Source organism: Bacillus sp. 7705b (assembly GCF_002289525.1).
In the GTDB taxonomy this organism is placed as follows: Bacteria; Bacillota; Bacilli; order Bacillales; family Bacillaceae; genus Bacillus; species Bacillus halotolerans.
The window spans coordinates 1-22,805 of record NZ_NSDH01000050.1 but is presented as its reverse complement, the minus strand read 5'-3'; the positions used below and the strand labels follow the sequence as shown (position 1 = coordinate 22,805).

Annotated in this window: 24 protein-coding genes; 6 read left to right on the top strand and 18 right to left on the bottom strand. The window is 44.5% G+C overall.

Translation table 11 applies throughout. The annotated features are described in order from the left end of the window. Window positions 1-112: 112 nt before the first annotated feature. Complete coding sequence (locus CJU60_RS19095; RefSeq protein ID WP_095714643.1) at window positions 113-1,270, top strand: tyrosine-type recombinase/integrase; 1,158 nt, start codon at window positions 113-115, stop codon at window positions 1,268-1,270. Window positions 1,271-1,334: 64 nt separating this feature from the next. Here CJU60_RS19095 and udk read toward each other — a convergent pair whose 3' ends face one another. The 10 genes from udk to CJU60_RS19045 all read right to left on the bottom strand — a co-directional run bounded on the left by udk (window position 1,335) and on the right by CJU60_RS19045 (window position 11,315). Further along, window positions 1,335-1,967, bottom strand: a complete 633-nt coding sequence (gene udk / locus CJU60_RS19090) for a uridine kinase (protein ID WP_095714642.1) — start codon at window positions 1,965-1,967, stop codon at window positions 1,335-1,337. 6 nt (window positions 1,968-1,973) lie between these two features. Further along, window positions 1,974-3,242 (bottom strand): peptidase U32 family protein, encoded by a 1,269-nt coding sequence (locus CJU60_RS19085; protein ID WP_095714641.1) that lies wholly within the window; start codon window positions 3,240-3,242, stop codon window positions 1,974-1,976. A gap of 18 nt (window positions 3,243-3,260) precedes the next feature. Next, window positions 3,261-4,190, bottom strand: coding sequence for a peptidase U32 family protein (locus tag CJU60_RS19080; protein ID WP_095714640.1), 930 nt, complete (start codon window positions 4,188-4,190; stop codon window positions 3,261-3,263). 5 nt (window positions 4,191-4,195) lie between these two features. Further along, complete coding sequence (locus CJU60_RS19075; RefSeq protein ID WP_024122299.1) at window positions 4,196-4,849, bottom strand: O-methyltransferase; 654 nt, start codon at window positions 4,847-4,849, stop codon at window positions 4,196-4,198. Between the two features lie 151 nt (window positions 4,850-5,000). After that, complete coding sequence (mltG, locus tag CJU60_RS19070) at window positions 5,001-6,083, bottom strand: endolytic transglycosylase MltG (RefSeq protein WP_024122300.1); 1,083 nt, start codon at window positions 6,081-6,083, stop codon at window positions 5,001-5,003. A 127-nt stretch (window positions 6,084-6,210) separates the two neighbouring features. Then, window positions 6,211-6,492 carry a DUF1292 domain-containing protein gene (locus tag CJU60_RS19065; RefSeq protein ID WP_010335105.1) on the bottom strand — a complete coding sequence of 94 codons (282 nt, stop codon included), beginning with the start codon at window positions 6,490-6,492 and terminating at the stop codon, window positions 6,211-6,213. 17 nt (window positions 6,493-6,509) lie between these two features. Beyond that, window positions 6,510-6,926, bottom strand: a complete 417-nt coding sequence (gene ruvX / locus CJU60_RS19060; RefSeq protein ID WP_024122301.1) for a Holliday junction resolvase RuvX — start codon at window positions 6,924-6,926, stop codon at window positions 6,510-6,512. A 7-nt stretch (window positions 6,927-6,933) separates the two neighbouring features. After that, window positions 6,934-7,200: an IreB family regulatory phosphoprotein gene (locus CJU60_RS19055; protein WP_003225903.1), complete on the bottom strand. Its 267-nt coding sequence runs from the start codon at window positions 7,198-7,200 to the stop codon at window positions 6,934-6,936. A gap of 84 nt (window positions 7,201-7,284) precedes the next feature. Next, entirely contained in the window at window positions 7,285-9,921 is a 2,637-nt protein-coding gene (gene alaS, locus CJU60_RS19050) for an alanine--tRNA ligase (RefSeq protein WP_095714639.1), read from the bottom strand. A 332-nt stretch (window positions 9,922-10,253) separates the two neighbouring features. After that, window positions 10,254-11,315: an AI-2E family transporter gene (locus tag CJU60_RS19045; protein ID WP_024122303.1), complete on the bottom strand. Its 1,062-nt coding sequence runs from the start codon at window positions 11,313-11,315 to the stop codon at window positions 10,254-10,256. Between the two features lie 222 nt (window positions 11,316-11,537). Between CJU60_RS19045 and CJU60_RS19040 the strand changes: the two genes are divergently transcribed. The 4 genes from CJU60_RS19040 to CJU60_RS19025 all read left to right on the top strand — a co-directional run bounded on the left by CJU60_RS19040 (window position 11,538) and on the right by CJU60_RS19025 (window position 14,497). Beyond that, window positions 11,538-12,266 carry an amino acid ABC transporter ATP-binding protein gene (locus CJU60_RS19040; RefSeq protein WP_024122304.1) on the top strand — a complete coding sequence of 243 codons (729 nt, stop codon included), beginning with the start codon at window positions 11,538-11,540 and terminating at the stop codon, window positions 12,264-12,266. Window positions 12,267-12,288: 22 nt separating this feature from the next. Continuing rightward, on the top strand, window positions 12,289-13,110 hold the full coding sequence (locus tag CJU60_RS19035; protein WP_024122305.1) for a transporter substrate-binding domain-containing protein: 822 nt from the start codon (window positions 12,289-12,291) through the stop codon (window positions 13,108-13,110). A gap of 63 nt (window positions 13,111-13,173) precedes the next feature. Continuing rightward, complete coding sequence (locus tag CJU60_RS19030; protein ID WP_024122306.1) at window positions 13,174-13,824, top strand: amino acid ABC transporter permease; 651 nt, start codon at window positions 13,174-13,176, stop codon at window positions 13,822-13,824. A 16-nt stretch (window positions 13,825-13,840) separates the two neighbouring features. Continuing rightward, window positions 13,841-14,497: an amino acid ABC transporter permease gene (locus tag CJU60_RS19025; RefSeq protein WP_095714638.1), complete on the top strand. Its 657-nt coding sequence runs from the start codon at window positions 13,841-13,843 to the stop codon at window positions 14,495-14,497. Between the two features lie 33 nt (window positions 14,498-14,530). Here CJU60_RS19025 and CJU60_RS19020 read toward each other — a convergent pair whose 3' ends face one another. The 8 genes from CJU60_RS19020 to cymR form a co-directional block, all read right to left on the bottom strand. After that, window positions 14,531-14,662: a YrzQ family protein gene (locus CJU60_RS19020; RefSeq protein WP_024122308.1), complete on the bottom strand. Its 132-nt coding sequence runs from the start codon at window positions 14,660-14,662 to the stop codon at window positions 14,531-14,533. A gap of 21 nt (window positions 14,663-14,683) precedes the next feature. Beyond that, the gene (locus tag CJU60_RS19015) at window positions 14,684-14,875 is read right to left on the bottom strand and encodes a hypothetical protein (RefSeq protein ID WP_010335110.1); all 192 of its coding nucleotides are present in this window, start codon (window positions 14,873-14,875) and stop codon (window positions 14,684-14,686) included. A gap of 11 nt (window positions 14,876-14,886) precedes the next feature. Continuing rightward, a complete protein-coding gene (locus CJU60_RS19010) occupies window positions 14,887-15,351 on the bottom strand; it encodes a PRC-barrel domain-containing protein (protein WP_095714637.1) in 465 nt (154 codons plus the stop codon). A gap of 118 nt (window positions 15,352-15,469) precedes the next feature. Further along, window positions 15,470-17,866 (bottom strand): SF1B family DNA helicase RecD2, encoded by a 2,397-nt coding sequence (gene recD2 / locus CJU60_RS19005; RefSeq protein WP_095714636.1) that lies wholly within the window; start codon window positions 17,864-17,866, stop codon window positions 15,470-15,472. 24 nt (window positions 17,867-17,890) lie between these two features. Further along, on the bottom strand, window positions 17,891-18,511 hold the full coding sequence (locus tag CJU60_RS19000) for a tetratricopeptide repeat protein (RefSeq protein ID WP_095714692.1): 621 nt from the start codon (window positions 18,509-18,511) through the stop codon (window positions 17,891-17,893). Window positions 18,512-18,595: 84 nt separating this feature from the next. Continuing rightward, window positions 18,596-19,711, bottom strand: a complete 1,116-nt coding sequence (gene mnmA, locus CJU60_RS18995; RefSeq protein ID WP_004398509.1) for a tRNA 2-thiouridine(34) synthase MnmA — start codon at window positions 19,709-19,711, stop codon at window positions 18,596-18,598. Window positions 19,712-19,739: 28 nt separating this feature from the next. Then, a complete protein-coding gene (locus tag CJU60_RS18990; protein WP_095714635.1) occupies window positions 19,740-20,882 on the bottom strand; it encodes a cysteine desulfurase family protein in 1,143 nt (380 codons plus the stop codon). Between the two features lie 19 nt (window positions 20,883-20,901). Next, the gene (cymR, locus tag CJU60_RS18985; RefSeq protein ID WP_003225879.1) at window positions 20,902-21,318 is read right to left on the bottom strand and encodes a cysteine metabolism transcriptional regulator CymR; all 417 of its coding nucleotides are present in this window, start codon (window positions 21,316-21,318) and stop codon (window positions 20,902-20,904) included. A gap of 201 nt (window positions 21,319-21,519) precedes the next feature. On the opposite strand from cymR, the gene CJU60_RS18980 reads away from it, so the two are divergent. Beyond that, window positions 21,520-22,785 (top strand): replication-associated recombination protein A, encoded by a 1,266-nt coding sequence (locus tag CJU60_RS18980; RefSeq protein ID WP_095714634.1) that lies wholly within the window; start codon window positions 21,520-21,522, stop codon window positions 22,783-22,785. Window positions 22,786-22,805 lie beyond the last annotated feature (20 nt).

Sequence of the window (22,805 nt, the reverse complement as noted above, 5' to 3'; positions counted from 1 at the left end):
GATTCACTGCCTTAGTATCATACTTTATGGATTTTTTCCTACAAAAACATTATGTAACATTGCATAATAGTATTAGAGTCTATATTTCAGAAAAAAATTGGAGGGAATAGCCGTGGCAAGTTATAGGAAGCGTGGGGATAACTGGGAATATAGAATCACTTACAATGATCCTATAACCAGAAAACGTCGAGAAAAAACAAAAAAAGGCTTCCGAACAAAGAAAGAAGCTATGATAGCAGCTGCCGAAGCTGAATTAAATATTGATCAACAATTTTATGAGAAGAACGACTCCATTACCATTTCGGAGTATTTAGACTTATGGTTTGACACGTACAAGCACACTGTAAAAGAAAGCTCTTGGAAGGCTCGTAAAGACAGCATGGTCATCATAAAAAAACATATCGGAAGCATAAAGGTGAAAAACATCAATGCGTCTATGTATCAAAAATTTCTGAATGATATTGCACCTAATTATGCAAAGAATACACTAACAGGCGTACACCAAGTTTTTAAGATGATGACTAAAAATGCTATGAGAGATTCATACTTCAAACTTGATCCTCTTGTGGGGATTCGTTTGCCTCGTACAAAAGACGCTGAACGAGTCACAGATGATCAGGACCTGAAAGACATTAAATTCTGGGAGAAGGAAGAGATATCTAAATTCCTACAATGTGTAAAAAGAAGAGGACGGCCGCAAGATTTAGCCATGTTTGTCCTGCTCGTTTATTCAGGGCTTAGAATTGGTGAAGCAGTGGCTTTAAAATGGGACAAGGTAGACTTCGAAGAATCAATCATACGAGTCCGCTATACGTTGTATCAGCAAGGCGGTCTGAGAGACAATTATAAATTGCTCAGTCCCAAAACTTCATCATCAATACGAAATGTTCCTGTGCCTCCCCAAGTCATCAACCAATTAAGAATACTGAAACATATACAGAATCACATCAAAATGGAGAATCGCGATCAGTATAAGGATGAGGGATTTGTGTTTACAGACAAAAACGGACGCCCTATCCCAGCCCGGAATTTCAATTACAAATTAGACACCTATATAAAAAAAGCTGGTGTCACCCGGATCACACCCCATAACCTGAGACACACATATGCATCACTTCTAATTGACGCAGAAGTTAAATTGAAAGAAGCCCAAAAACGTTTAGGACATGCTTCATCAAAAACAACCTTAGACATATATTCGCACATCATGAAAGATACAAAAACTGAAGCAATCGTTCAATTTAATGCAGTTGCAAATGATATTTTTTAAAAAACGTGGGCAAAAAATGGGCAAGGTCGTTTTTCAGACCTTGCCCATTCGCTTTAAAAGCCTATTATATAAGGTTTTTCTCTAGTATCGTCTGAATCTTTGTGACCATCAGATCAATTGCAACGTGATTTTGTCCGCCTTCCGGGATAATAATATCAGCGTATCGCTTTGTCGGCTCAACGAATTGATTGTGCATCGGGCGGACAACAGACACATATTGTTCAATGACAGAATCAATAGAGCGTCCGCGCTCATTAATATCTCTCATAATCCGTCTGATGATGCGCAAGTCAGCGTCTGTGTCAACGTAAAGCTTGATATCCATCAGGTCGCGCAGCCTTTTATCTTCAAGAACAAGAATGCCTTCAAGAATAATCACGTCTTTCGGCTCTACGTGAACCGTTTCTTCTGACCGTGTGTGAAGCTTATAATCGTAAATCGGCTTTTCAATCGGACGGTAATTCAATAGGTCTTGAATATGCTCGATTAAATAGTCATTATCAAACGCAAGCGGATGATCATAGTTTGTATTCAGCCTTTCTTCAAATGGAAGATGGCTTTGGTCTTTATAATAGAGGTCTTGCTGGATCATTAAAATCGAGTGCCCTTTGAATTGTTCATAAATTGAACGTGTTACACTCGTTTTTCCTGAACCGGAACCTCCTGCGATTCCAATGACTACTGGACTCTTACCCATGGGTGATTACTTCCCCTTTCTCATCATGTTGCTCGGATAAATCTTTTTGTCTAATTTGAATTTGACAATTTGCAGGGGATGGCGGGCAGCGTCTAGCTCATTTCCGTCTTCGTCCCAAATGGTTTCAATCGTATGTGTAAAGTTTTCGATTTCCGGACCGAAAAATTCTACTTCGTCGCCTTTTTTGAAGAAATTGCGCTGCTGAAGAGTGACCATTTGTGTATCCTCATCATAATTCAGCACTAAGCCGACAAAATCAAATGTTGTTTTTTTGCCGTGTTCGCCAAACATTTGCTCTTCATAGCCTGGTGTTCCTTCGAAGAAAGCTGTCGCAGTGTCACGGTTGGCGCATTTATCAAGCTCTTCCAGCCATTCTTTTTGAATCACAAAGTTATCGGGATCAGCGCAATAAGCGTCAATCACTTTACGATATACGCTGACAACTGTCGCTACGTAGTGAATGGATTTCATCCGTCCTTCAATCTTTAAGCTGTCGATGCCCATTTCAATCATTTTCGGAATCGACTCAATCAGCTTCAAGTCTTTCGGACTCATTGCAAACGGAGCGTCTTCTTCACTGTATAAAGCAACGGCATTGGCACCGTCGGTTTGATATAAATCATAATCCCAGCGGCATGACTGGCAGCAGCCTCCGCGGTTGGAATCGCGGGCTGTCATGTGATTGCTCAAGACACAGCGGCCGGAGTATGCAATACACATCGCACCATGGATAAAGGATTCAATTTCGATATCTACTTTTTCTTTCATTTCTCTGATTTCGAGCGCGCTTGTCTCACGGGCCAGCACCACACGGTCAAGCCCTTCTTCCTTCCAGAACTGAACAGCCTTCCAGTTGGAGAGAGATTGCTGCGTGCTCAAGTGAACCTCAACGTGAGGCGCTACTCTGCGGCAGGTTTCGATAATAAGCGGATCGGCCACAATGATGCCGGCAACGTTGGCGTCGCCGAGAGCTTTTAAATATTCTTCAAGCCCATCAATATTCTCGTTATGAGCAAAAATATTTGTTGTGACGTAAATTTTCGCGCCGTATTTTTTCGCAAATTCCACGCCCTCTGCGATTTCTTCAATCGTAAAGTTATCCGCATTCGAACGAAGCCCGTATTCCTGCCCTCCGATAAAGACGGCGTCCGCTCCGTAATGCACAGCAATTTTCAGTTTTTCAAGATTCCCCGCAGGCGCGAGAAGCTCTGGCTTTTTCGTAATCACACGCTTACCATCAACTATTTTAGAAATCTTATCATTTACGGCAGTCATAGCGTAACCTCCTTTTCATTAATAAACCGTTTCTTTAAAGAAGAAGCCGGTATCTATTTTTCTGTTTACTGGCTGAATGTTTTCAATGCGTTCGATCCAGTCTTCTTTTTTCGCTTCGTAATCGTCACGGTTTTCCGCACACAGATCAATCGCTTCTCTGTACATGCTGGTGACTTCCACTAAGTATTCAGATGATTTCAGAACACCGTCGATTTTGAAAGAATCGACTCCCGCATCTATCAGCTCTTCAAGTTCATCAATAATGCACACATCGTTCGGGCTCATGATATGTGTGCCGTTCTCATCTTCGAAAATCGGATATTTATTATGGCGTTCCTTATCATGCAGGAACATGCCGGATTCTTTTTTCTTTCTTTCAATGTCCATGACTTTGCCTTGGTATTCGAAATAGTTTCCGATCAAGGAACGTTTCGACTGGAACATGCAGGTCATTCCATGCACCTGAACTTCAATTTCAACTTCTGCGTTTTCTTTGATCTCAACAATGCTGTCCATATTTAATTCTCTGGCAAGCACAGATCGAGCTGCGCCTTTACGTCCCCAGTAGTTGCATGTATAATAGTTGGTTCCTGTCGTTTCTGTGCTCCAATGAAGCTTCAGCTCCGGCGCTGATTCACGTGCAGCCATAAGAACCGCAGGATCGCCGAATACAGCCGCATCAACGCCCGTTTCCGCTAAGAAAGCGAGATAATCGCCAAGTTCTCCCACTTTATCGTTATGAAAAATTCCATTTACGGCAACGTATACTTTTGCACCTTCGTTATGGGCAATGTCTACCGCTTTCGTTACATCCTCACGGGAAAATTCCCCCGCTAATCTCAGACCGTATCTCTGTTCCCCAACTAAAAACGCAGTTGCCCCCGCCTGAATCAGCGGCAAAATGTCTGCCGTACTTGTCGGTGTGACTAAGAGCTCTGGCTTTTTCATGACGTTCACCTCTTCTTTTTACTGATCGCAAGCCCGTCCCCAACAGGGATAATCGCAGTTTGATAATCCGGATGATTCATCAGCCAATGATTATACTCATCGATTTTTGATACCAGCCTGCGCCTTCTTTTTGGTTCTATTTTGCTGTAATCCTCTGCCACCAGACCTTTAAACAGCACGTTGTCTGTTAAAATCACCCCGTCTGGCGAAAGCATCGGTTCATATAAGTGAAAAAAGTTTTGATATTGACCTTTAGCAGCATCAATGAAAATCACATCATATGGCGCTGTGACATGAACGGCTTCTGCTAATTCGAGCGCGTCCCCGTAAAACACATGGATTCGGTCATCAAGCTGAAAATCCTTTATGTTGTTAACAGCTTCCTCATGGCGTGTCTCATTGCGTTCAATCGTATATATTTCTGCAGACGGCAGTGCCAGCGCCATTCGAATGGCCGAGTAACCGATAGCCGTTCCGATCTCCAGTATTTTCTTCGCCTGTTTGACAGACAAAATTTGGAGCAACACTTCTATGCCCGCTTTTTCCATAATCGGAACATGATGTTCTTCCGCATATGCTTCCAGTTTCCTCACGTTATCCGGCTGAGGCTTCAATAATGCTTCTATATAGTCATTTATTTGTTCATAGCGGTCTGTCACAATAAACAGCCTCCCGTTCTAAAAAGGAGTGCCCCAGTCTTTGACACAGGACACTCTCTGAGCACAACTTGTATACGTTAGTAAACAACCCGATATATTTTATCATAAAACCTTGCGGAATGCGAATAAAAGGAGAGCTTTTGCTCTCCTTTTATTTCTGATTTTTTGCCGAAATATATTTTTCTTTTGCTTTATTATGTTCTTTTAATGTTTTCGTAAATACGACCTCACCGTTTGATTTTGCTAAAAAGTACAGATAGTCCGTTTTATCCGGATGAAGCGCCGCTTCCCATGACGACATTCCGGCATTGGCAATCGGTCCTGGCGGCAGACCGGTGTTTTTATACGTATTGTACGGCGAATCGATTTCAAGGTCTTTATAAAGCACCCGGTCTTTATGTTTGCCAGCCGCGTACAAGACGGTCGGATCGGTCTGAAGCGGCATCTTCTTTTTCAGCCTGTTATAAAAGACGCTGGAAATTTTATGGCGATCTGCTTTTTCAGTCGCTTCCTCTTCGATCAAAGAAGCCATCGTCAGCAGCTTATGCACAGAAAGCTTTTCTTTCTTCATTTCTGTTTTGTATGTTTTCACATAAGAATCTGTCTGTTTCATCATCTCAGTTATGATGTTCTCAAGCGACGTATCCGGATCGTGGAATGGATATGTAGCCGGGAATAGGTATCCTTCCAGCGGATGCTTTATATTTTTCTGAAAAACATCGTTTGTAACGGTGTCCGGAAATTCCTTTTTCAGCTGATTGATAAACGTTTTATCGTCCAGCTTTGCCATGACCTGTTTTGTTGAGTATTTCGTTTCCTCCGCAATGGCTGTGGCGATCTGTGTCAGCTGTTTCCCCTCAGGCACCGTGATTTGAAAGGCGTAGCTTGTTGCTCCGCTTGTCAGCTTCTTGATAATGGCATCCAGATCCATTCCTTTGTTCAGATGGTAGTACCCGGCTTGGAATCCGGAAGCTTTTTTATATTTCACATAGTACTGAAATGCCTTTTCACTTTTTATGACATTGTTTTCCTTCAAAATCGATGCGATCGCAGATACAGACGATCCGCTCGGAATGTTAATATTAACTGTCGTTTTATTGTTTTTTTCAACAGGTTCCAGCAGTGATTTCCCATATAAAAATGCTCCGCCTATGATGAGAAGCAGCACAATAATGGAAGACAGTACAATTCTTTTTTTATTTAAAAATGATTTTTTTTGCTGATTAATATACATAAGGTCTCCTCCCATCAGCTTTTATACTACATGATTCATGCTGTTTCGGCAATTTATTACAAAAAAAGTCTCTTTATAAGCAGAAAAAAAGCCGGAGCAGTATAGGCTCCGGCTTTTGGCGCGGTTTTTACTCTTCGTCTTCTTCCGCTAAAAACGTGTTTAATGTCTCTTCGATCATATCCCATTCTTCATCGGTTTCGATCGGGAATAGTTCGCCGTCTTCACCATCTTCGTTTGGCGTAAAGCTGGAAGCAAGAATTTCTACTTCTTCGTCATTCTTTGTTTCAATTGGGTAGTACAACACATAAGATTTGCCAAACTCTTCGTTTTCAAATGTAAACAGCACTTCGCAAAGCTGTTCATTTCCTTGATCGTCAACAATTGTAATATTTTTTTCGCCGTGTTCCATTATATTCACCTCTGGCTTTAATTTAAGCTGTCAAGATATCCTTGCAGAATCATAACAGCCGCCATTTTATCAATGACTTTTTTTCGTTTCTGCCTGCTGACATCAGCGGCAATCAGCATTTTTTCAGCCGCCATTGTGGTAAGACGCTCGTCCCACAGCACAACAGGAACATTGTACGTGGTTTCAAGCACTTTCGCAAATGTTTGGCTGGCTTCACCTCTCGGGCCGACTGTTCCATTCATGTTTTTAGGAAAGCCGAGCACGATCTTATCTATAGTATAGTCTTTTGTCAGTTCAGATAAACGGGGTAATCCGTAATCGCCCTCTGCTTCATTTATCTTTATGGTCTCAATGCCTTGAGCAGTCCAGCCCATTTCATCGCTCAGAGCAACACCGAGTGTTTTGGTTCCTAAATCGAGCCCTAATATTCTCATTGTTTATTTACGCCTCTTTATGCTGTTCTAAATAAGACTTCACCAATTCCTCGATTAATTCGTCTCTTTCAAGTTTGCGAATTAAATTGCGAGCGTCACGATGCCTAGGAATATAAGCGGGATCACCTGACAGCAAGTATCCGACAATCTGATTGATTGGATTGTAGCCCTTTTCCTGAAGCGCGTCATACACAGTAATCAGCACCTCATTTACGTTAGTCTCGGCAGAATCATCGGAGAAATTAAATTTCATCGTTTTATCAAACGAGCTCACCGTTTTGCACCTCTTTCCCAAATTCGCAGGCAAAGTTCAGCCTGGGGTCCTAATCTTACCATCATTCTACACTACATGGGCAAATTATAAAACGGATTTCACCCAATCTTCTACAGAAGCCAATGCTTCTTCTAATTTTTCCGGCTGTTTGCCGCCCGCCTGTGCCATGTCCGGACGGCCTCCTCCGCCGCCGCCGCAAACTTCCGCGGCTTGTTTGACAAGCTTGCCGGCATGAAGGCCTTTCTCAATCAGATCCTTTGTAACACCGGCAGAAATATTGACTTTATCATTTTGCACAGCGCCAAGCACGATGACCGCAGAGCCGATTTTTGCTTTCAGTTCATCAACCATTGTGCGGAGATGGTTCATGTCTTTGGCGTTTACCTTTTCCGCAAGCACGCTGACACCATCAACTTCTTTTACTTTTGATAGAATCGCGCCTGCTTCAACGTTGCCGAGTTTCGCCAGAAGAGATTCATTTTCTCTTTGTGCTTCCTTCAGCTCAGCCTGCAGCGCAGCAACGCGCTTCGGCACTTCTTTGATATTTGTTTTCAGTTCGTCGGCAGTCTGCTTCAAAACTGAGATCTGGCTGTTCATTTCCACGTAAGCGCCTTGTCCTGTTACAGCTTCAATCCGTCTAGTGCCCGCTCCGATTCCAGACTCAGATACGATTTTAAATAAGCCGATTTCCGCTGTGTTGCTGACATGGCATCCGCCGCAAAGCTCAAGGCTGTAATCCCCAACTTGAACAACCCTTACAATATCACCGTATTTTTCTCCGAACAGAGCCATAGCTCCCATTTCTTTTGCTTCAGCGATCGGTTTCAGATCAATGCTGACCGGGATGCTTGCCCAAATCTTTTCGTTTACAATGACTTCAATTCGTTCGAGTTCTTCTTTTGTCACTTGCCCGAAGTGTGAGAAGTCAAAACGAAGGCGGTTTTCATTCACAAGGGAGCCCGCCTGATTGACGTGCGTTCCAAGAACATCCTTCAATGCCTGGTGCAATAAGTGCGTTGCCGTATGGTTTTTAATCACGCCGCTTCTCATATGATCTTCAACCTCAGCTGTTACATGCATGCCTTTTTGAACGGTTCCGCTCTCGACAACACCTTCATGCACATGCTGGCCGTTCGGCGCTTTTTGCACATCTTTCACTTTTACCACTGCCTGCTCGCTGCGCAAAAAGCCTTTGTCGCCGATTTGACCGCCGCTTTCCGCATAGAAAGGTGTTTCGTCAAGAATAATCTGTACAGTTTCGCCTTCATGCGCTTCTTCAATTAACTGGCCGTCCTGCAGAAGCACAATCACATTGGCATCAGCCTTTGTTTGGGAGTAGCCGACAAATGTGCTTTCTTCTGTTACGTCGCGTAATGCGCCGCCCTGCACCTGCATGCTGCCGACATCCTGACGTGCATTTCTGGCCCGCTCGCGCTGCTGGTTCATTTCTTCTTCAAAGCCTTTATGGTCAACTGTCATGTTCTCGTCTTCCGCATATTCTTCAGTCAGTTCAACCGGGAATCCGTACGTGTCGTAAAGTTTAAAGACATCCGCACCTGAAATGACGCTGCTGCCCTTATCTTTTTCCTTTTTGATCATTTCTGATAAGATGGCAAGTCCTTCATTCAGTGTTTCGTGGAAGCGTTCTTCCTCCGTTTTTATGACCTTTGAGATGAATTCTTCCTTCTCTTTTACTTCAGGGTAGAAAGCAGCCATGATCTCAGCAACAACCGGCACAAGATCGTACATGAACGGACGATTGATGTTGATCGTTTTGGCATAACGCACAGCGCGGCGCAATAAACGTCTTAATACATAGCCGCGTCCTTCATTTGACGGAAGCGCCCCGTCACTGACAGCAAAAGCAACCGTTCTGATGTGGTCGGCGATGACTTTAAATGCAGTGTCTTTTACATGATCTTGGCCGTATGCTTCACCGGAAATCGTTTCTGTTGCTTTGATGATTGGGACAAACAAATCAGTATCAAAGTTTGTCGGGACATTTTGAATGACAGATACCATTCTTTCAAGCCCCATCCCTGTATCGATGTTTTTCTTCGGAAGCGGCGTATACGTGCCGTCCGGATTATGGTTGAACTCAGAGAATACAAGGTTCCATACTTCAAGATAGCGGTCATTTTCTCCCCCAGGATAAAGCTCCGGATCGTCAGGATCGTTCCCGTACGCTTCACCGCGGTCGTAGAAAATTTCTGTGTTCGGTCCGCTCGGCCCTTCGCCGATGTCCCAGAAGTTCCCTTCCAGGCGAATAATTCTTTCTTCCGGAACACCGATTTTTTTCGCCCAAAACTCATACGCTTCTTCATCTTCCGGATGAACTGTAACAGAAAGAAGCTCTTCGTCAAAACCAATCCACTTGTCACTCGTTAAAAATTCCCAAGCCCATGTGATCGCTTCTTCTTTAAAATAATCACCGATGGAAAAGTTTCCGAGCATTTCAAAGAATGTGTGATGGCGCGCGGTTTTACCCACATTTTCAATATCGTTTGTTCTGATTGCTTTTTGAGCGTTTACGATTCTTGGATTTTCCGGCACAACGCGGCCGTCAAAATATTTTTTCAGCGTCGCAACACCGCTGTTGATCCAAAGCAGTGAAGGATCTTCATGAGGTACTAATGACGCGCTCGGCTCTACAGCATGTCCTTTTTCTTTAAAGAAATCCAAAAACATTTGACGCACTTCAGCAGAAGTTAAGTGTTTCATTGTATTTCCTCCTCTATAAAAATCGAAATTCTCTTCAGTGACAGCAAAAAAGCCCTCCCCCTATGCAAACACACGTTTACACAGGGACGAGAGCTGTCTCGCGGTACCACCCTGATTACGGGCCTTATAATTCGCCCGTCACCTTTCATCCAATAACGCAGGATGTGCGGCAGCGATTAACTGCACTCAGGATTAGCTTCCTCCGATCTTCTGATAAAGCTCCTTTCAGCTTACGGAGCTTCTCTCTTTAACAGGGCTTCGGCGTACTCAGATCCGTCACTCGAGATTCGTATGTATTCTACGAGAAATTATAGACAAGCGGCACGCCAATGTCAATGCTCCGTCCGCATCCGCAGAAAATGGATCATCATTACTTTTAAAACAGCCGCAGCAGGCACTGCCAGTATCATGCCGACAATCCCCGCCAGCTCACCTCCGGCAAGAAGCGCAAGCATGATCACTACCGGGTGCATCTTGAGACTTCTGCCGACAATAAACGGACTGAGGACATTTCCTTCCAAAAATTGAAGTACAAACACCGTAATGACAACGACAAGAACGGCCTTCACAGAAATCGTCATTGCAATCAAAAGCGCAGGAACAGCGCCGATAAAGGGACCGAAGTACGGGATGACATTCGTAATACCCGAGATAAGACCCAGTATCAGCGGATACGGAAGGCCAAATATCCAAAATGTAATACCGGCTACGGCTCCGAGAATCAAGCAGACGAGCAGCTGGCCGCGAATGTAATCACCGAGAGAATCATCTACATCAAGCAAAAAAGCGCTGCCCCGCTTCCTCCACGACTTCGGCGTCAAATACCACACCGTTTTTTTCATCAATTCGATGTCCTTGACCATATAAAATACGAGAAAAGGAATCGTTGCCGCAATTAAGAAATAGTCGAGCACTTTACGGATTCCGCTAATTGCCCCTTCGATTGTGCCGGCGAAAAACGCCTCTGTCTGCCTAATCATTTTGTCTATGCGCTGATGCATGCCGTCCGGCCAGTCATCTGTATGGTTATGCACATGGAGAAGGAGCCCATTGTACGTCTCGGCAAACATAGGTATATTTTCTGACAGATCCGTCAGCTGCACGATTAGAACAGGCACACCTTTATATAATGCCCAGCCCAGTCCGCCAAAAAAAAGGACGTAAATCACCAAAATGCTTAAAGTCCTTGGCAAACCTTTGTCATGAAGCCACTCAGTGACCGGAAGTAATAAATAAGAAATAAAAATAGAAATGATCAAGGGAATAAAGATCGATTTTATGACGAGCCACAGGGGAGACCATAACATATCTAGCATACAAAAGACATAGACTGTTAACAGGACCAATAAACAAATGGCCACCCATAACAAAAGCTGCACCGGTTTCTGGAGCATCTGCTTTCACCTCTTCTATATCTTTTGAGGATTATAGGGAATTATTCTCTTATGTTTTCTTTACACCTACAAATGGAATGGATATTTCCCCACGCTGAATTTTCAGAAAAGTTTGACCCTTTCTCACTAAGGTATGCATCATATCGTGTTGTTACTATCCTCAACCTTGTAAGTTAGTTACATTTACACATAATTATTGAAGTTTCTGTTAGGAGGATTGCGATGATCTCATTTCAAAATGTAAACAAGCATTACGGAGATTTTCATGTGCTAAAGCAGATTAACCTGCAAATCGAAAAAGGTGAAGTCGTCGTCATTATCGGCCCATCAGGTTCCGGAAAAAGCACTCTGCTCAGATGCATCAACAGGCTGGAGACGATTAACGAAGGAACACTTACCGTAAACGGCACAGTTATTAATGACAGAAAAACTGACATTAATAACGTACGGCGAAATATCGGAATGGTGTTTCAGCACTTTCATTTATATCCTCATAAAACCGTGCTGCAAAATATTATGCTGGCGCCCGTAAAAGTACTCGGACAATCCGCTGAACAAGCGAAGGAAACTGCGCTGTATTACCTTGAAAAAGTCGGAATCCCTGAGAAAGCAAACGCCTACCCTTCCCAGCTTTCCGGCGGGCAGCAGCAGCGTGTGGCTATTGCCCGGGGACTGGCGATGAAGCCGGAGGTCATGCTGTTTGACGAGCCGACATCGGCGCTCGATCCGGAAATGATCGGTGAAGTGCTTGATGTGATGAAGAACCTCGCCAAAGAAGGCATGACAATGGTTGTCGTGACGCATGAAATGGGGTTTGCGAGAGAAGTGGCGGATCGTATTGTCTTTATTGATGAAGGAAATATTCTGGAGGAAGCAGCACCGGCTGAGTTTTACGCAAACCCGAAGGAAGAACGGGCACGCCTATTCTTGAGCCGTATTTTAAATCATTAAAAAGAGAAATGGGGGAGTTTGTATGAAAAAGATTTTATCGTTAGCATTGATTTCTTTAATCGCTGTTGTCATGCTTGCTGCATGCGGAAGCAAGGGGTCAAACGGAGAAAGCGCAAAGGATAGCAAAAAAGATACATTAGCTGCCATTAAAGATCAAGACAAAATTGTTTTCGGTGTTAAAACCGACACCAGGCTGTTCGGCCTGAAAAACCCAAGCTCAGGTGATATCGAGGGATTTGACATCGACATTGCCAAACAAATCGCTAAAGATATTTTAGGCGACGAAAACAAAGCTGAATTTAAAGAAGTCACATCAAAAACAAGGATCCCGATGCTTCAAAACGGAGATATCGACGCCATTGTCGCAACGATGACGATCACTGATGAACGAAAAAAGGAAGTTGACTTTTCCGATGTCTATTTTGAAGCAGGCCAATCACTTCTCGTGAAAAAAGGCAGCAAGATCAAAAGTATTGAGGACCTTGGCAAAGGCTCGAAAGTTCTCGCTGTAAAAGGCTCCACTTCCTCTCAAAACATACGCGAAAAGGCGCCTGATGCGAGTGTATTAGAGTTCGAAAACTACACCGAAGCCTTTACAGCGCTGAAATCCGGTCAAGGCGATGCTCTCACAACGGATAATGCCATTTTATACGGAATGGCTGACGAGAATAAAAATTATCAATTAACAGGAGAACCATTCACGGATGAGCCATATGGAATTGCCGTAAAAAAAGGACAATCGGCTCTCGCAAAAGAAATTAACGCTTCTCTCGAAAAGATGAAATCGGACGGTAGATATGACGAGATTTATAAAAAATGGATTAAAGAAGAACCAGCTGAATAACGAACATCCCGGGGTGAGCAGGCGATGCTCATCCCGATTTTATAAGGAGAGTGAATAAAGCATATGAATGTGTCTATTCTATTCGATAACTTCGACATGTATATGGACGGTTTTTACCACACGCTGCTCGCAAGCCTGATCGCGCTGGCCGGCAGCTTTGCGCTTGGCGTTCTTGTCGCGGTGATGAGAATAACAGTATTTAAGCCCTTGCAATGGCTCGGGACGGCTTATGTCGAATTTATCCGCAATATCCCCTTGCTTTTGATTACATTTGTCTTTTACTTTGGACTTCCAAATGCGGGTCTGAGGCTGGATGGATTCCAAGCGGGTACCGTTGCGCTCACAATTTATACGTCTGCTTTTATCGCAGAAGCCATCAGAGCCGGCATCCAGTCTGTTTCAAAAGGGCAAATGGAAGCAGCAAGATCGTCAGGCTTTACCTACAGCCAGGCAATGATATATATCATTTTGCCCCAGGCGATCAAAATTGTGATCCCCCCCTTGGGCAATCAATTTTTAAACTTGGTCAAAAACTCGTCTATTCTCGGGGTTGTTGCCGGATTGGATCTCATGTATCAGGCGGATTTGGTGTCATCAAGCACGCTCGTCGTTTTTGATGTCTATATCTTTGTGGCACTCTTTTACTTAGTGCTGACGATACCGCTTAGTATCGGTGTTAACTATTTGGAAAAACGGCTGGAAAGAAGCTATTGATAAGGAGTGAAAAACATTGGATTTCATCGGAGCTTATTCATCTGAACATTTAGCTTTTTTATGGGACGGCTTTCTCGTCACACTGTACGTTGCATTTATTTCTATCATTCTGAGCTTTATTTTTGGGTTGATCGCAGGTACTCTCCGCTATGCGAAAATCCCAATTCTTTCTCAACTGATTGCCGTTCTCGTTGAAACGATCAGAAATCTCCCCTTATTATTAATTATTTTCTTTACGTTTTTCGCCCTGCCGGAAATCGGGATCAAACTTGAAATTACAGCTGCCGCTATTACAGCCTTAACAATCTTTGAATCCGCCATGCTTTCTGAAATCATACGGAGCGGCCTGAATTCAGTTGACAAAGGGCAGATTGAAGCGGCGCGTTCCTCCGGTCTTAGCTATACACAGACACTTTTCTCTATTGTGATGCCTCAGGCGCTTCGCCGGATGGTTCCGCCGATCGTAAGCCAGTTTATTTCTTTATTAAAGGATACATCGCTAGCTGTTGTGATTGCCCTGCCTGAGCTTATTCATAACGCGCAGATTTTAAACGGGCAAAGCGCTGACGGCAGTTATTTTTTCCCGATTTTTCTGCTGGCGGCATTGATGTATTTTGCAGTCAATTACAGTCTTTCACTTGCAGCCAGACGCCTAGAGGCACGGCAGACATAAAAAGGATACTCTAAAGAGAGTATCCTTCATTCCTTAAAACATCTTCATCATTCTTTTTCTCATCCGCTTCATGCTTCGATTATTCAGCATGTCAGATTGAGTTGCCATTCGGTACACGAGAGCCCCGGCTCCCAGCGCCAAAAGAGAAGTCATTGTCCGATTCATCCTGCGCATCTCCTTTCGTTATTAAAAATTGATGCTGCGTTCATCCTCAGAAAACAAATCATCCAGGCTGCTTAGCGTTCCGTCTTCTTCCACTTGATGAGTTTCAATCTTCCCTTTGACCACTGTCAGCTCAATGAAACAGCCCCAGCAATAATATTGGTTCACGCCGATTTTCCCGATATCCTTACTTTTGCAGTTCGGGCATATAAGCATATCTCACACCTCTATCCGTTCAGAACGATCTCGTCTTTCCGCACCTCTACAAGCGAATCCGCTCTTTGGATCTGGCGTTTGCACCCCGCCAAGTCAGAAAAGAAACCGTCCGAGAGTTCATATGCTACGATTATGCCCTTGTCCAAACAAAAGTATACATCTTCCAGCATCCCCAAAATATCACCCTCTTGCGATTTCACGAGCTTCATTTTCATCTGCTCATATGTGAAGCATGATTTCGGAAGAGGCAAAAGCTGTTCTGAATTGACTGCGGCCAATATCCGGTCATGAAGAATGCAACTGATATCACATGCTCGTAAAAGCGCATGATGGTTATGAAAAAGACGTTTTTGTTCAAGAATAAATCCAAGACAATTTCCTTCAAGAGAAAAACAAATATCAGAAATCGTCCCAAGATAAAAAGAAGTTTGTTCTGAATATACAGGAAAACCTTCTACCTCATGGCATGTTCTCAAAGTGTGATCAACCACCTTTTGTTGAACAGGCTTAGGTTTTGCTTTTCACCTTTGACACATACGATGAAATCACTTCCACCCCCAATGAAAAAAGCTCCCGCAAACACGGGAGCCCTTTTTACAGCTGTTCTTCTTTCATAAAATCGAATGGCGTAATGCCTTCCATTCCGATATTTGCGTCGTGCACGCTGAACGGGAGCTCTTTTTGCAAAGCCGCAAGCTCAGCATCCATTTCAGCCGCCTGCGCTGACAGCCTGTTTTTTAATGAGGTCTGTCTGACAGTCGCGTCATTATTTTTCACGCCCCACTCCAGCGCTTCCTCTTCCCCGCATAAAATGAGAAATTTCTTCGCCCTCGTTATGGCGGTATATAGAAGGTTTCTTCTGAGCATTCTATAGTAGCCCTTCACTACTGGAAGAACCACGATCGGAAATTCACTGCCCTGCGATTTATGAATAGAGCAGCAATACGCATGAGTAAACTGACTGAAGTCTTTTTTCGCAAATGTCATTTCATTGCCGTCAAAAGAGACAACAGCCATGTCTTCTTTTTCTGTATTTTCCTTCGCATAGAAAATTGAAGTGATTTCTCCAATATCGCCGTTAAACACATTGTTTTCCGGCTGATTGACAAGCTGCAAAATTTTATCCCCGGTTCTATATACAACGTCACCGAACTTAATTTCCCTCCGCTTTTCTTTTGGAGGGTTTAAAATATCCTGCAGCATCACATTCAGCTCATTGATTCCGGCTTTCCCTCTGTACATTGGGGCGAGGACCTGTATATCTTTTGCCGTATATCCTTTTTTCAATGCATTCGCGACAACCTTCTCAACCACTGCTTTAATTTGCGAACCACCGCAGCGAATAAAGGAACGATCCTTTGTCGGGGCCGTCAGGTTGTTCGGAAGCAGCCCGTTTTTCATCTCGTGGGCAAGCTCGACAATCGACGATCCTTCCGCTTGCCGGTAGATGTCAGTCAGTCTTACGGTCGGAATCACCTGGGATGCCAAAAGGTCTCTGAGCACTTGACCGGGTCCGACGGAAGGCAGCTGGTCTTCGTCTCCGACAATGATGATTTGAATATGGTCAGGGATCGCTTTGAATAAATGATTCGCAAGCCATATATCAAGCATACTCGCTTCATCGATAATCAAAAGCTTCCCTTCAATCGGCTGGTCCTCTGTATGAGTAAATCCTTCCGCGCCGTTCCAGCCGAGCAGCCGGTGTATCGTAACCGCCGGAAGCCCCGTTGACTCACTCATTCGTTTCGCCGCTCTACCTGTAGGCGCGGCCAGCACAATCGGAAAGGCTTCATCTTTTTTATAATCCGACGGATCAAGCGAAGCACCGTGGAGTTCTCCATACAATTCCACAATGCCTCTGATGACCGTTGTTTTACCGGTACCCGGCCCTCCCGTTAAAAGAAGCATCGGTGACGACAGCGCTTTTTGTATCGCTTCCTTCTGACTCGGCGCGTACTGAACATTCATACGCTCTTCCAATTCCCCTAAAGCCAGAAGGAATTCTGATTCAGGAAACTGGTCGTCATATTCGGTTTGGCTTGCGATCTGTTTCACACGCTTTGCAACATTTTGTTCAGCGAAAAACAACGACGGAAAGTAACATCGTTCATCTTCAATGACAATATCCTTATTCTCTCCAAGCGCAATCATTGCATTAGCGGCATCCATTTCTGTAATGCGCTGTCCATCTGCCGCTGACTGATTTAACAGCGTTTGGGTTTCGATAATCAGTTGCTTCGTTTCTATGTACGTATGCCCTTCTGAAAGGCATGTCGTTTCAAGCGTGTACAAAATAGCCGCTTTTATCCGCTCAGGATGATTCCCTGAGAGCCCCATTCTTCCGCCAAGCTCATCTGCTTTTCCAAAGCCGATGCCTTCCACGTCTCTCACAAGCTGATAAGGGTTTTCCTGAATTTTCTCAAGCGTCTCGGATTCATAGGCCTGATAGATTTTCATAGACAGCTGAGGGCCGAACCCAAATTGATTCAGCGAAATCATAATTTGCTCCAGTCCCTGATGCCGCTGCAAAGCACCGGCAAGGGTGTCAGCTTTCTTTTTTGACAGTCTCGGAACATCATAAAGGACTGAAGAATCAGCCAAAATTTTATTAATCGCACTGTCACCCAGTTTTTTCACAATCTCTTCAGCAGTTTTTTTACCGATTCCTTCAAACAGATCGCTCGACAAATACTGAATGACACCTTCTTTTGTTGTCGGGATCTCCTTTTTGAAATGCTCAGCTTGAAATTGCAGTCCGAACTTTGGGTGAGTAACGGTTTTTCCGTAAAACGTGTAGGTCTCTTCTTCTTGAAGCGCAGGGAAGTAGCCCGTTACGGATACGACTTTATCTTCAATAGCTTCGGAGGTCTCTGTGACTTTCACTTTCAGAACCGTATATAAATTGGCGTCATTGTGATAAATGACAGTGTTTACTGTCCCTTTTAAAAAGGGCTCCTCCTCCATTTTCAGCTGATCCGGGTGCTGCTGCACGAGCCGTCCCTCCTCCTGAGCTTTTTATGATGGGTCGATCAGTTTTTTTGCATGAAGCGCCAGCATATGATTGGGCTGGATTTCGATAGCCTTGTCCAGCATTTCAAGCGCTTTTTCACGATTTTCTTTATAAGCATAAGCGACACCGGAGTTATAAAACGCATCCGCGTGCCCCGGGTCTTGCTCTGTTACAGCTTCGAATTGGCTGAGTGCTTCGTCCAGCATGCCTTCGTTCGCTAAGCACATCCCGAATTGGAAACGCGCTTCTGCATCGTTTTCATTCAGCTCGACGGCTCTTTGTAAATATGGCAGAGCGAGCTTAGGCTGCTCAAGCTTTACGAGAACGGTTCCAAGCATGTAGAAAAGATCACCGTTCTCCATTCCGGCACGCAGCGCTTTTTCAAACATGTCTTTCGCTTCTTTGTACATTTCTTTTACAACATAGACATTTCCTGCTCCATAATAAGCAGTGGCTGCAGCACTGTCTAAGTCAAGCGCTTTTTCATAAAACGCAAGCGCCCGTTCCAGTTCATTTACTGATGAAAGCAGGTTAGCAAAGTTAATATACGGAATTGCGTCTTCTTTGTTCTCTTCAATCGCTTTTGTAAAAGCCTCTGCCGCTTTTTCGTAATCGCCTTCCTGCATTGCCTCTATACCGGCTTGATTGTAGTCCACAGACATCTTCCTTTCATTAAAAAACCCCAACTCGCTGTTGAGGTTTTTTTCATTTTATACATACCACAATTTTGTTCCGTCTTTATATACGTCATCGATGGTTCCGCCGCCAAGGCATTCTTCGCCATCATAAAAGACAACGGCTTGTCCCGGTGTGACAGCACGGACCTGTTCGTCGAAGATAACCTCCGCTTCGCCTTCCCCAGTCATTCGAACCGTGACTTTATGGTCTTCTTGACGGTAACGGAATTTAGCCGTGCAGGAAATCTCTTCGCCCTTCATGATATCCGAACGAACCCAGCTGATATTGGTTGCTGTGATTTTATCGGAGTAAAGGAGCGGGTTGTGGAACCCTTGATCCACGTAAAGGATGTTCTTTTCAAGATCTTTACCGACCGCAAACCACGGCTCGCCGCTTCCGCCGATGCCAAGGCCGTGACGCTGTCCGATCGTGTAGTACATTAACCCGTCATGGCGTCCTTTTACTTCGCCGTCCATCGTCATCATATCGCCCGGCTGTGCAGGGAGATATTGGCTAAGAAACGTTTTGAAGTTGCGTTCGCCGATAAAACAGATGCCTGTGCTGTCTTTTTTCGTTGCCGTTGCAAGTTCTGCTTCTTTGGCAATTTCACGCACACGGCTTTTTTGAAGCTCGCCGATCGGGAACATGACTTTGCTTAGCGTATCTTCTGTCAGCTGATTCAAGAAGTACGTTTGATCTTTGTTTTCATCAATGCCGCGCAGCATTCTTACTTTGCCGCCGCTTCTGTCGACCCTTGCATAGTGGCCAGTCGCTAAATAGTCGGCGCCAAGTGACAGTGCATGCTCCAAAAATGCCTTGAATTTAATTTCTTTGTTGCACAGCACATCCGGGTTTGGTGTTCTGCCTGCTTTATATTCATCGAGGAAGTATTGAAATACCTTCTCGTAATATTGCTTTTCAAAATTAACGGCATAGTACGGAATTCCGATTTGATTGCAGACGCGGATCACATCTTCATAATCCTCTGTCGCCGTGCAAAAACCGTTTTCGTCCGTATCATCCCAGTTTTTCATAAAGATTCCGATCACGTCATAGCCCTGTTCTTTTAACAGTAGAGCCGCCACAGATGAGTCTACTCCGCCGGACATGCCGACAACGACTCTTGTATCCTCCGGCCGTTTTTCCATTTCATTCACTCCAATAATTAAGTCCGCCTTATTGTGTCAGCCGCTTTACAACAGCAGCCACATGTTCGGCAGCGGTTTTCACTTGCTCAGCCGTATTGCCGAGACCGAAGCTGATTCGAATTGAGGACGTCAGCCGGTCGCTCTCTTCACCGAACATGGCAGTCAGAACGTGTGACGGCAGGACTGAACCAGCGGTGCACGCTGATCCGCTGGAGACCGCAACTCCCGCCATATCAAGATTTACCAGCAGTGCCTCCACAGATGCACCGGGAAAATAAAGGTTCATGACATGCGGAAGGCTATGCTCTTGATCTCCATTGATCTCGAATGCCACATCGGCATCCTTAAGCGTACCGGCAATGATTGTTTTAAACGATTGATACTTCTCGTTTTTTTCGTCCCGTTCTTCGCCCGACAGCTTGACCGCTTCTTTCAGCCCGACAATTCCCGGAACATTTTCTGTTCCGGCACGGCGTTTTCTTTCTTGCTCTCCTCCGAATAACAGCGGAGAAAGCTTTACATCCTTACTTGCATATAAAAAGCCTGTCCCTTTTGGCCCGTTGAGCTTGTGCCCAGAAACAGACAGAAGGTCAATATGGCTGCTTTTCACATCAATTGGAAAAAACCCGAATGCCTGAACAGCATCGGTATGAAAATAAGCCGTGTGTTCCTTCAGCAGCTGGCCGATTTCATCGATCGGCTGCACAGTTCCGACTTCGTTATTTCCATACATCACTGTCACAAGGATTGTATCATCACGTAGTGCTTCTTTCACCTGATTTGCACTGACTCTGCCGTTTTCATCAACATCCAGATACGTCACTTCAAATCCGTCTTCCTCCAGTTTTTCGCAAGTGTGAAGCACGGCGTGATGCTCAATTTTTGTCGTGAGGATATGTTTTCCCTGATCTTTTCTGGCAAGCGCAGTTCCCATTATCGCTAAGTTGTCGGCTTCCGTTCCCCCGCTAGTGAAAATAATTTCCTGTTCTGCCGCACCAATTTCAGCTGCAATCTGCGCTCTTGCTTCGTCCACCCATTTGCGTGATTCTCTTCCAAATGAATGAATGCTGGATGGATTGCCGAAATTTCCGGAGAAATGCGGTATCATTTTCTCCAGCACGCGATCATCCATCGGAGACGTTGCGGCGTGATCCAAATAAATCCGTTCCATTTTGTTTTACACCTCTGATTTAAATATAGAACATATAAGCTTCTTGCTCCCCATCTGTATAGCTGGCAAGGTCCTCTAATGTTGTGCTGTCTAACACTTCTTTAACGGCATCCCGTATGCGGATCCACAGCTCCCGCTTGGCAGGCTCCTCGTCTTCGAGCACTTCCACAGGGCTGATCGGACCTTCAAGCACGCGGATGATGTCTCCAGCTGTAATGGCATCCGGCTCACTGCCTAATACGTATCCGCCGTATGCGCCTCTGATGCTTTTGACTAAGCCGGCATTTCTGAGCGGTGAGACCAGCTGCTCTAAATAATGCTCTGACAAATTATTTGTCTGTGCGATGCTTTTTAATGAAGTCGGGCCTTCACCATGCTTTTTCGCGAGCTCGATCATAATGGTGAGACCGTATCTTCCTTTAGTTGATATTTTCAACAAGAACACCTCTGTTATTTCATGATTTTCCACATATATAATGGTAATTTCTATATAATTCGTCCGTTTATTAAATAATAGACCAACTGCTATTATAGCATACCTTCTGCGAATTTTCATGGAAGCTGGCGGAAACGGGGCTTCCCCCTTTTCTAATTTCCGGTTTTCCGTTACCCTGTAATTAAGTAAGGAGAGATGATGATGAAGCCATTGGCATATCGGATGCGTCCGACGAAAATAGAGGATATTATCGGCCAGCAGCATCTGGTGGCTGAAGATAAAATTATCGGCAGAATGGTTCAGGCAAAACATTTGTCATCCATGATTTTGTACGGGCCGCCCGGAATTGGAAAAACCTCAATCGCAACAGCAATCGCCGGTTCAACAAGTATTGCTTTCCGCAAGCTGAATGCCGTTATTAACAATAAAAAGGATATGGAGATCGTAGCCCAAGAAGCCAAAATGTCCGGCCAGGTCATTTTGATTTTGGATGAAGTCCACAGACTCGATAAAGGAAAACAGGATTTTCTTTTGCCTTATTTAGAAAATGGCATGATTATTTTAATCGGCGCCACTACAGCTAACCCATATCACGCCATAAATCCGGCCATCAGAAGCCGAACGCAGATTTTTGAGCTAGAGCCATTAACACCTGAATTGATTAAACAGGCATTAGAGCGAGCTCTTCATGATGAGCACCGGGGGCTTGGCACATATTCCGTTTCAATTGATGACCAGGCGATGGAGCATTTTGCCCACGGATGCGGAGGAGATGTCCGTTCCGCTTTAAATGCGCTTGAGCTTGCCGTATTGTCAACGAAGGAGTCTGCGGACGGCGTGATTCACATCACGTTAGAGTCTGCGGAAGAATGCCTGCAGAAAAAGAGTTTTTCTCACGATAAAGACGGTGGTGCGCATTATGACGTCTTGTCCGCTTTTCAAAAATCGATCCGCGGCTCTGATGCCAACGCCGCTCTTCACTATTTGGCCAGATTAATTGAAGCGGGTGACTTGGAAAGCATCGCGAGAAGACTGTTGGTTATCGCCTATGAGGATATCGGCTTAGCCAGCCCGCAGGCCGGACCGAGAGTGCTGCATGCAGTTCAGACCGCCGAACGTATCGGCTTCCCTGAAGCGCGCATACCGCTGGCCAATACGGTCATTGAGCTCTGTCTCTCGCCAAAATCCAATTCAGCTATTTTAGCAATCGATGAAGCGCTCGCGGACATCAGAGCAGGAAAAATCGGCGATGTCCCAAAACATTTAAAAGACGCGCATTATAAAGGAGCACAGGAACTTGGAAGAGGAATCGACTATAAATACCCTCATAATTACGAAAATGGATGGGTTGAACAGCAGTACCTCCCTGATCCTTTAAAGAACAAGCAATATTACAAACCGAAGCAAACTGGTAAATTTGAATCTGCGTTAAAGCAAGTGTACGATAAATTAATAAAAAGAAAATAAAAAAACAGCCTTGAATATGC

Excerpts from the sequence above, each read along its gene's own strand:
- udk (WP_095714642.1), bottom strand. The coding sequence starts at position 1,967 with ATGGGTAAGAGTCCAGTAGTCATTGGAATCGCAGGAGGTTCCGGTTCA.
- CJU60_RS19085 (WP_095714641.1), bottom strand. The coding sequence starts at position 3,242 with ATGACTGCCGTAAATGATAAGATTTCTAAAATAGTTGATGGTAAGCGT.
- CJU60_RS19080 (WP_095714640.1), bottom strand. The coding sequence starts at position 4,190 with ATGAAAAAGCCAGAGCTCTTAGTCACACCGACAAGTACGGCAGACATT.
- mltG (WP_024122300.1), bottom strand. The coding sequence starts at position 6,083 with ATGTATATTAATCAGCAAAAAAAATCATTTTTAAATAAAAAAAGAATT.
- CJU60_RS19065 (WP_010335105.1), bottom strand. The coding sequence starts at position 6,492 with ATGGAACACGGCGAAAAAAATATTACAATTGTTGACGATCAAGGAAAT.
- ruvX (WP_024122301.1), bottom strand. The coding sequence starts at position 6,926 with ATGAGAATATTAGGGCTCGATTTAGGAACCAAAACACTCGGTGTTGCT.
- alaS (WP_095714639.1), bottom strand. The coding sequence starts at position 9,921 with ATGAAACACTTAACTTCTGCTGAAGTGCGTCAAATGTTTTTGGATTTC.
- CJU60_RS19045 (WP_024122303.1), bottom strand. The coding sequence starts at position 11,315 with ATGCTCCAGAAACCGGTGCAGCTTTTGTTATGGGTGGCCATTTGTTTA.
- CJU60_RS19040 (WP_024122304.1), top strand. The coding sequence starts at position 11,538 with ATGATCTCATTTCAAAATGTAAACAAGCATTACGGAGATTTTCATGTG.
- CJU60_RS19035 (WP_024122305.1), top strand. The coding sequence starts at position 12,289 with ATGAAAAAGATTTTATCGTTAGCATTGATTTCTTTAATCGCTGTTGTC.
- CJU60_RS19030 (WP_024122306.1), top strand. The coding sequence starts at position 13,174 with ATGAATGTGTCTATTCTATTCGATAACTTCGACATGTATATGGACGGT.
- CJU60_RS19020 (WP_024122308.1), bottom strand. The coding sequence starts at position 14,662 with ATGAATCGGACAATGACTTCTCTTTTGGCGCTGGGAGCCGGGGCTCTC.
- CJU60_RS19015 (WP_010335110.1), bottom strand. The coding sequence starts at position 14,875 with ATGCTTATATGCCCGAACTGCAAAAGTAAGGATATCGGGAAAATCGGC.
- CJU60_RS19000 (WP_095714692.1), bottom strand. The coding sequence starts at position 18,511 with ATGCAGGAAGGCGATTACGAAAAAGCGGCAGAGGCTTTTACAAAAGCG.
- mnmA (WP_004398509.1), bottom strand. The coding sequence starts at position 19,711 with ATGGAAAAACGGCCGGAGGATACAAGAGTCGTTGTCGGCATGTCCGGC.
- CJU60_RS18990 (WP_095714635.1), bottom strand. The coding sequence starts at position 20,882 with ATGGAACGGATTTATTTGGATCACGCCGCAACGTCTCCGATGGATGAT.
- CJU60_RS18980 (WP_095714634.1), top strand. The coding sequence starts at position 21,520 with ATGAAGCCATTGGCATATCGGATGCGTCCGACGAAAATAGAGGATATT.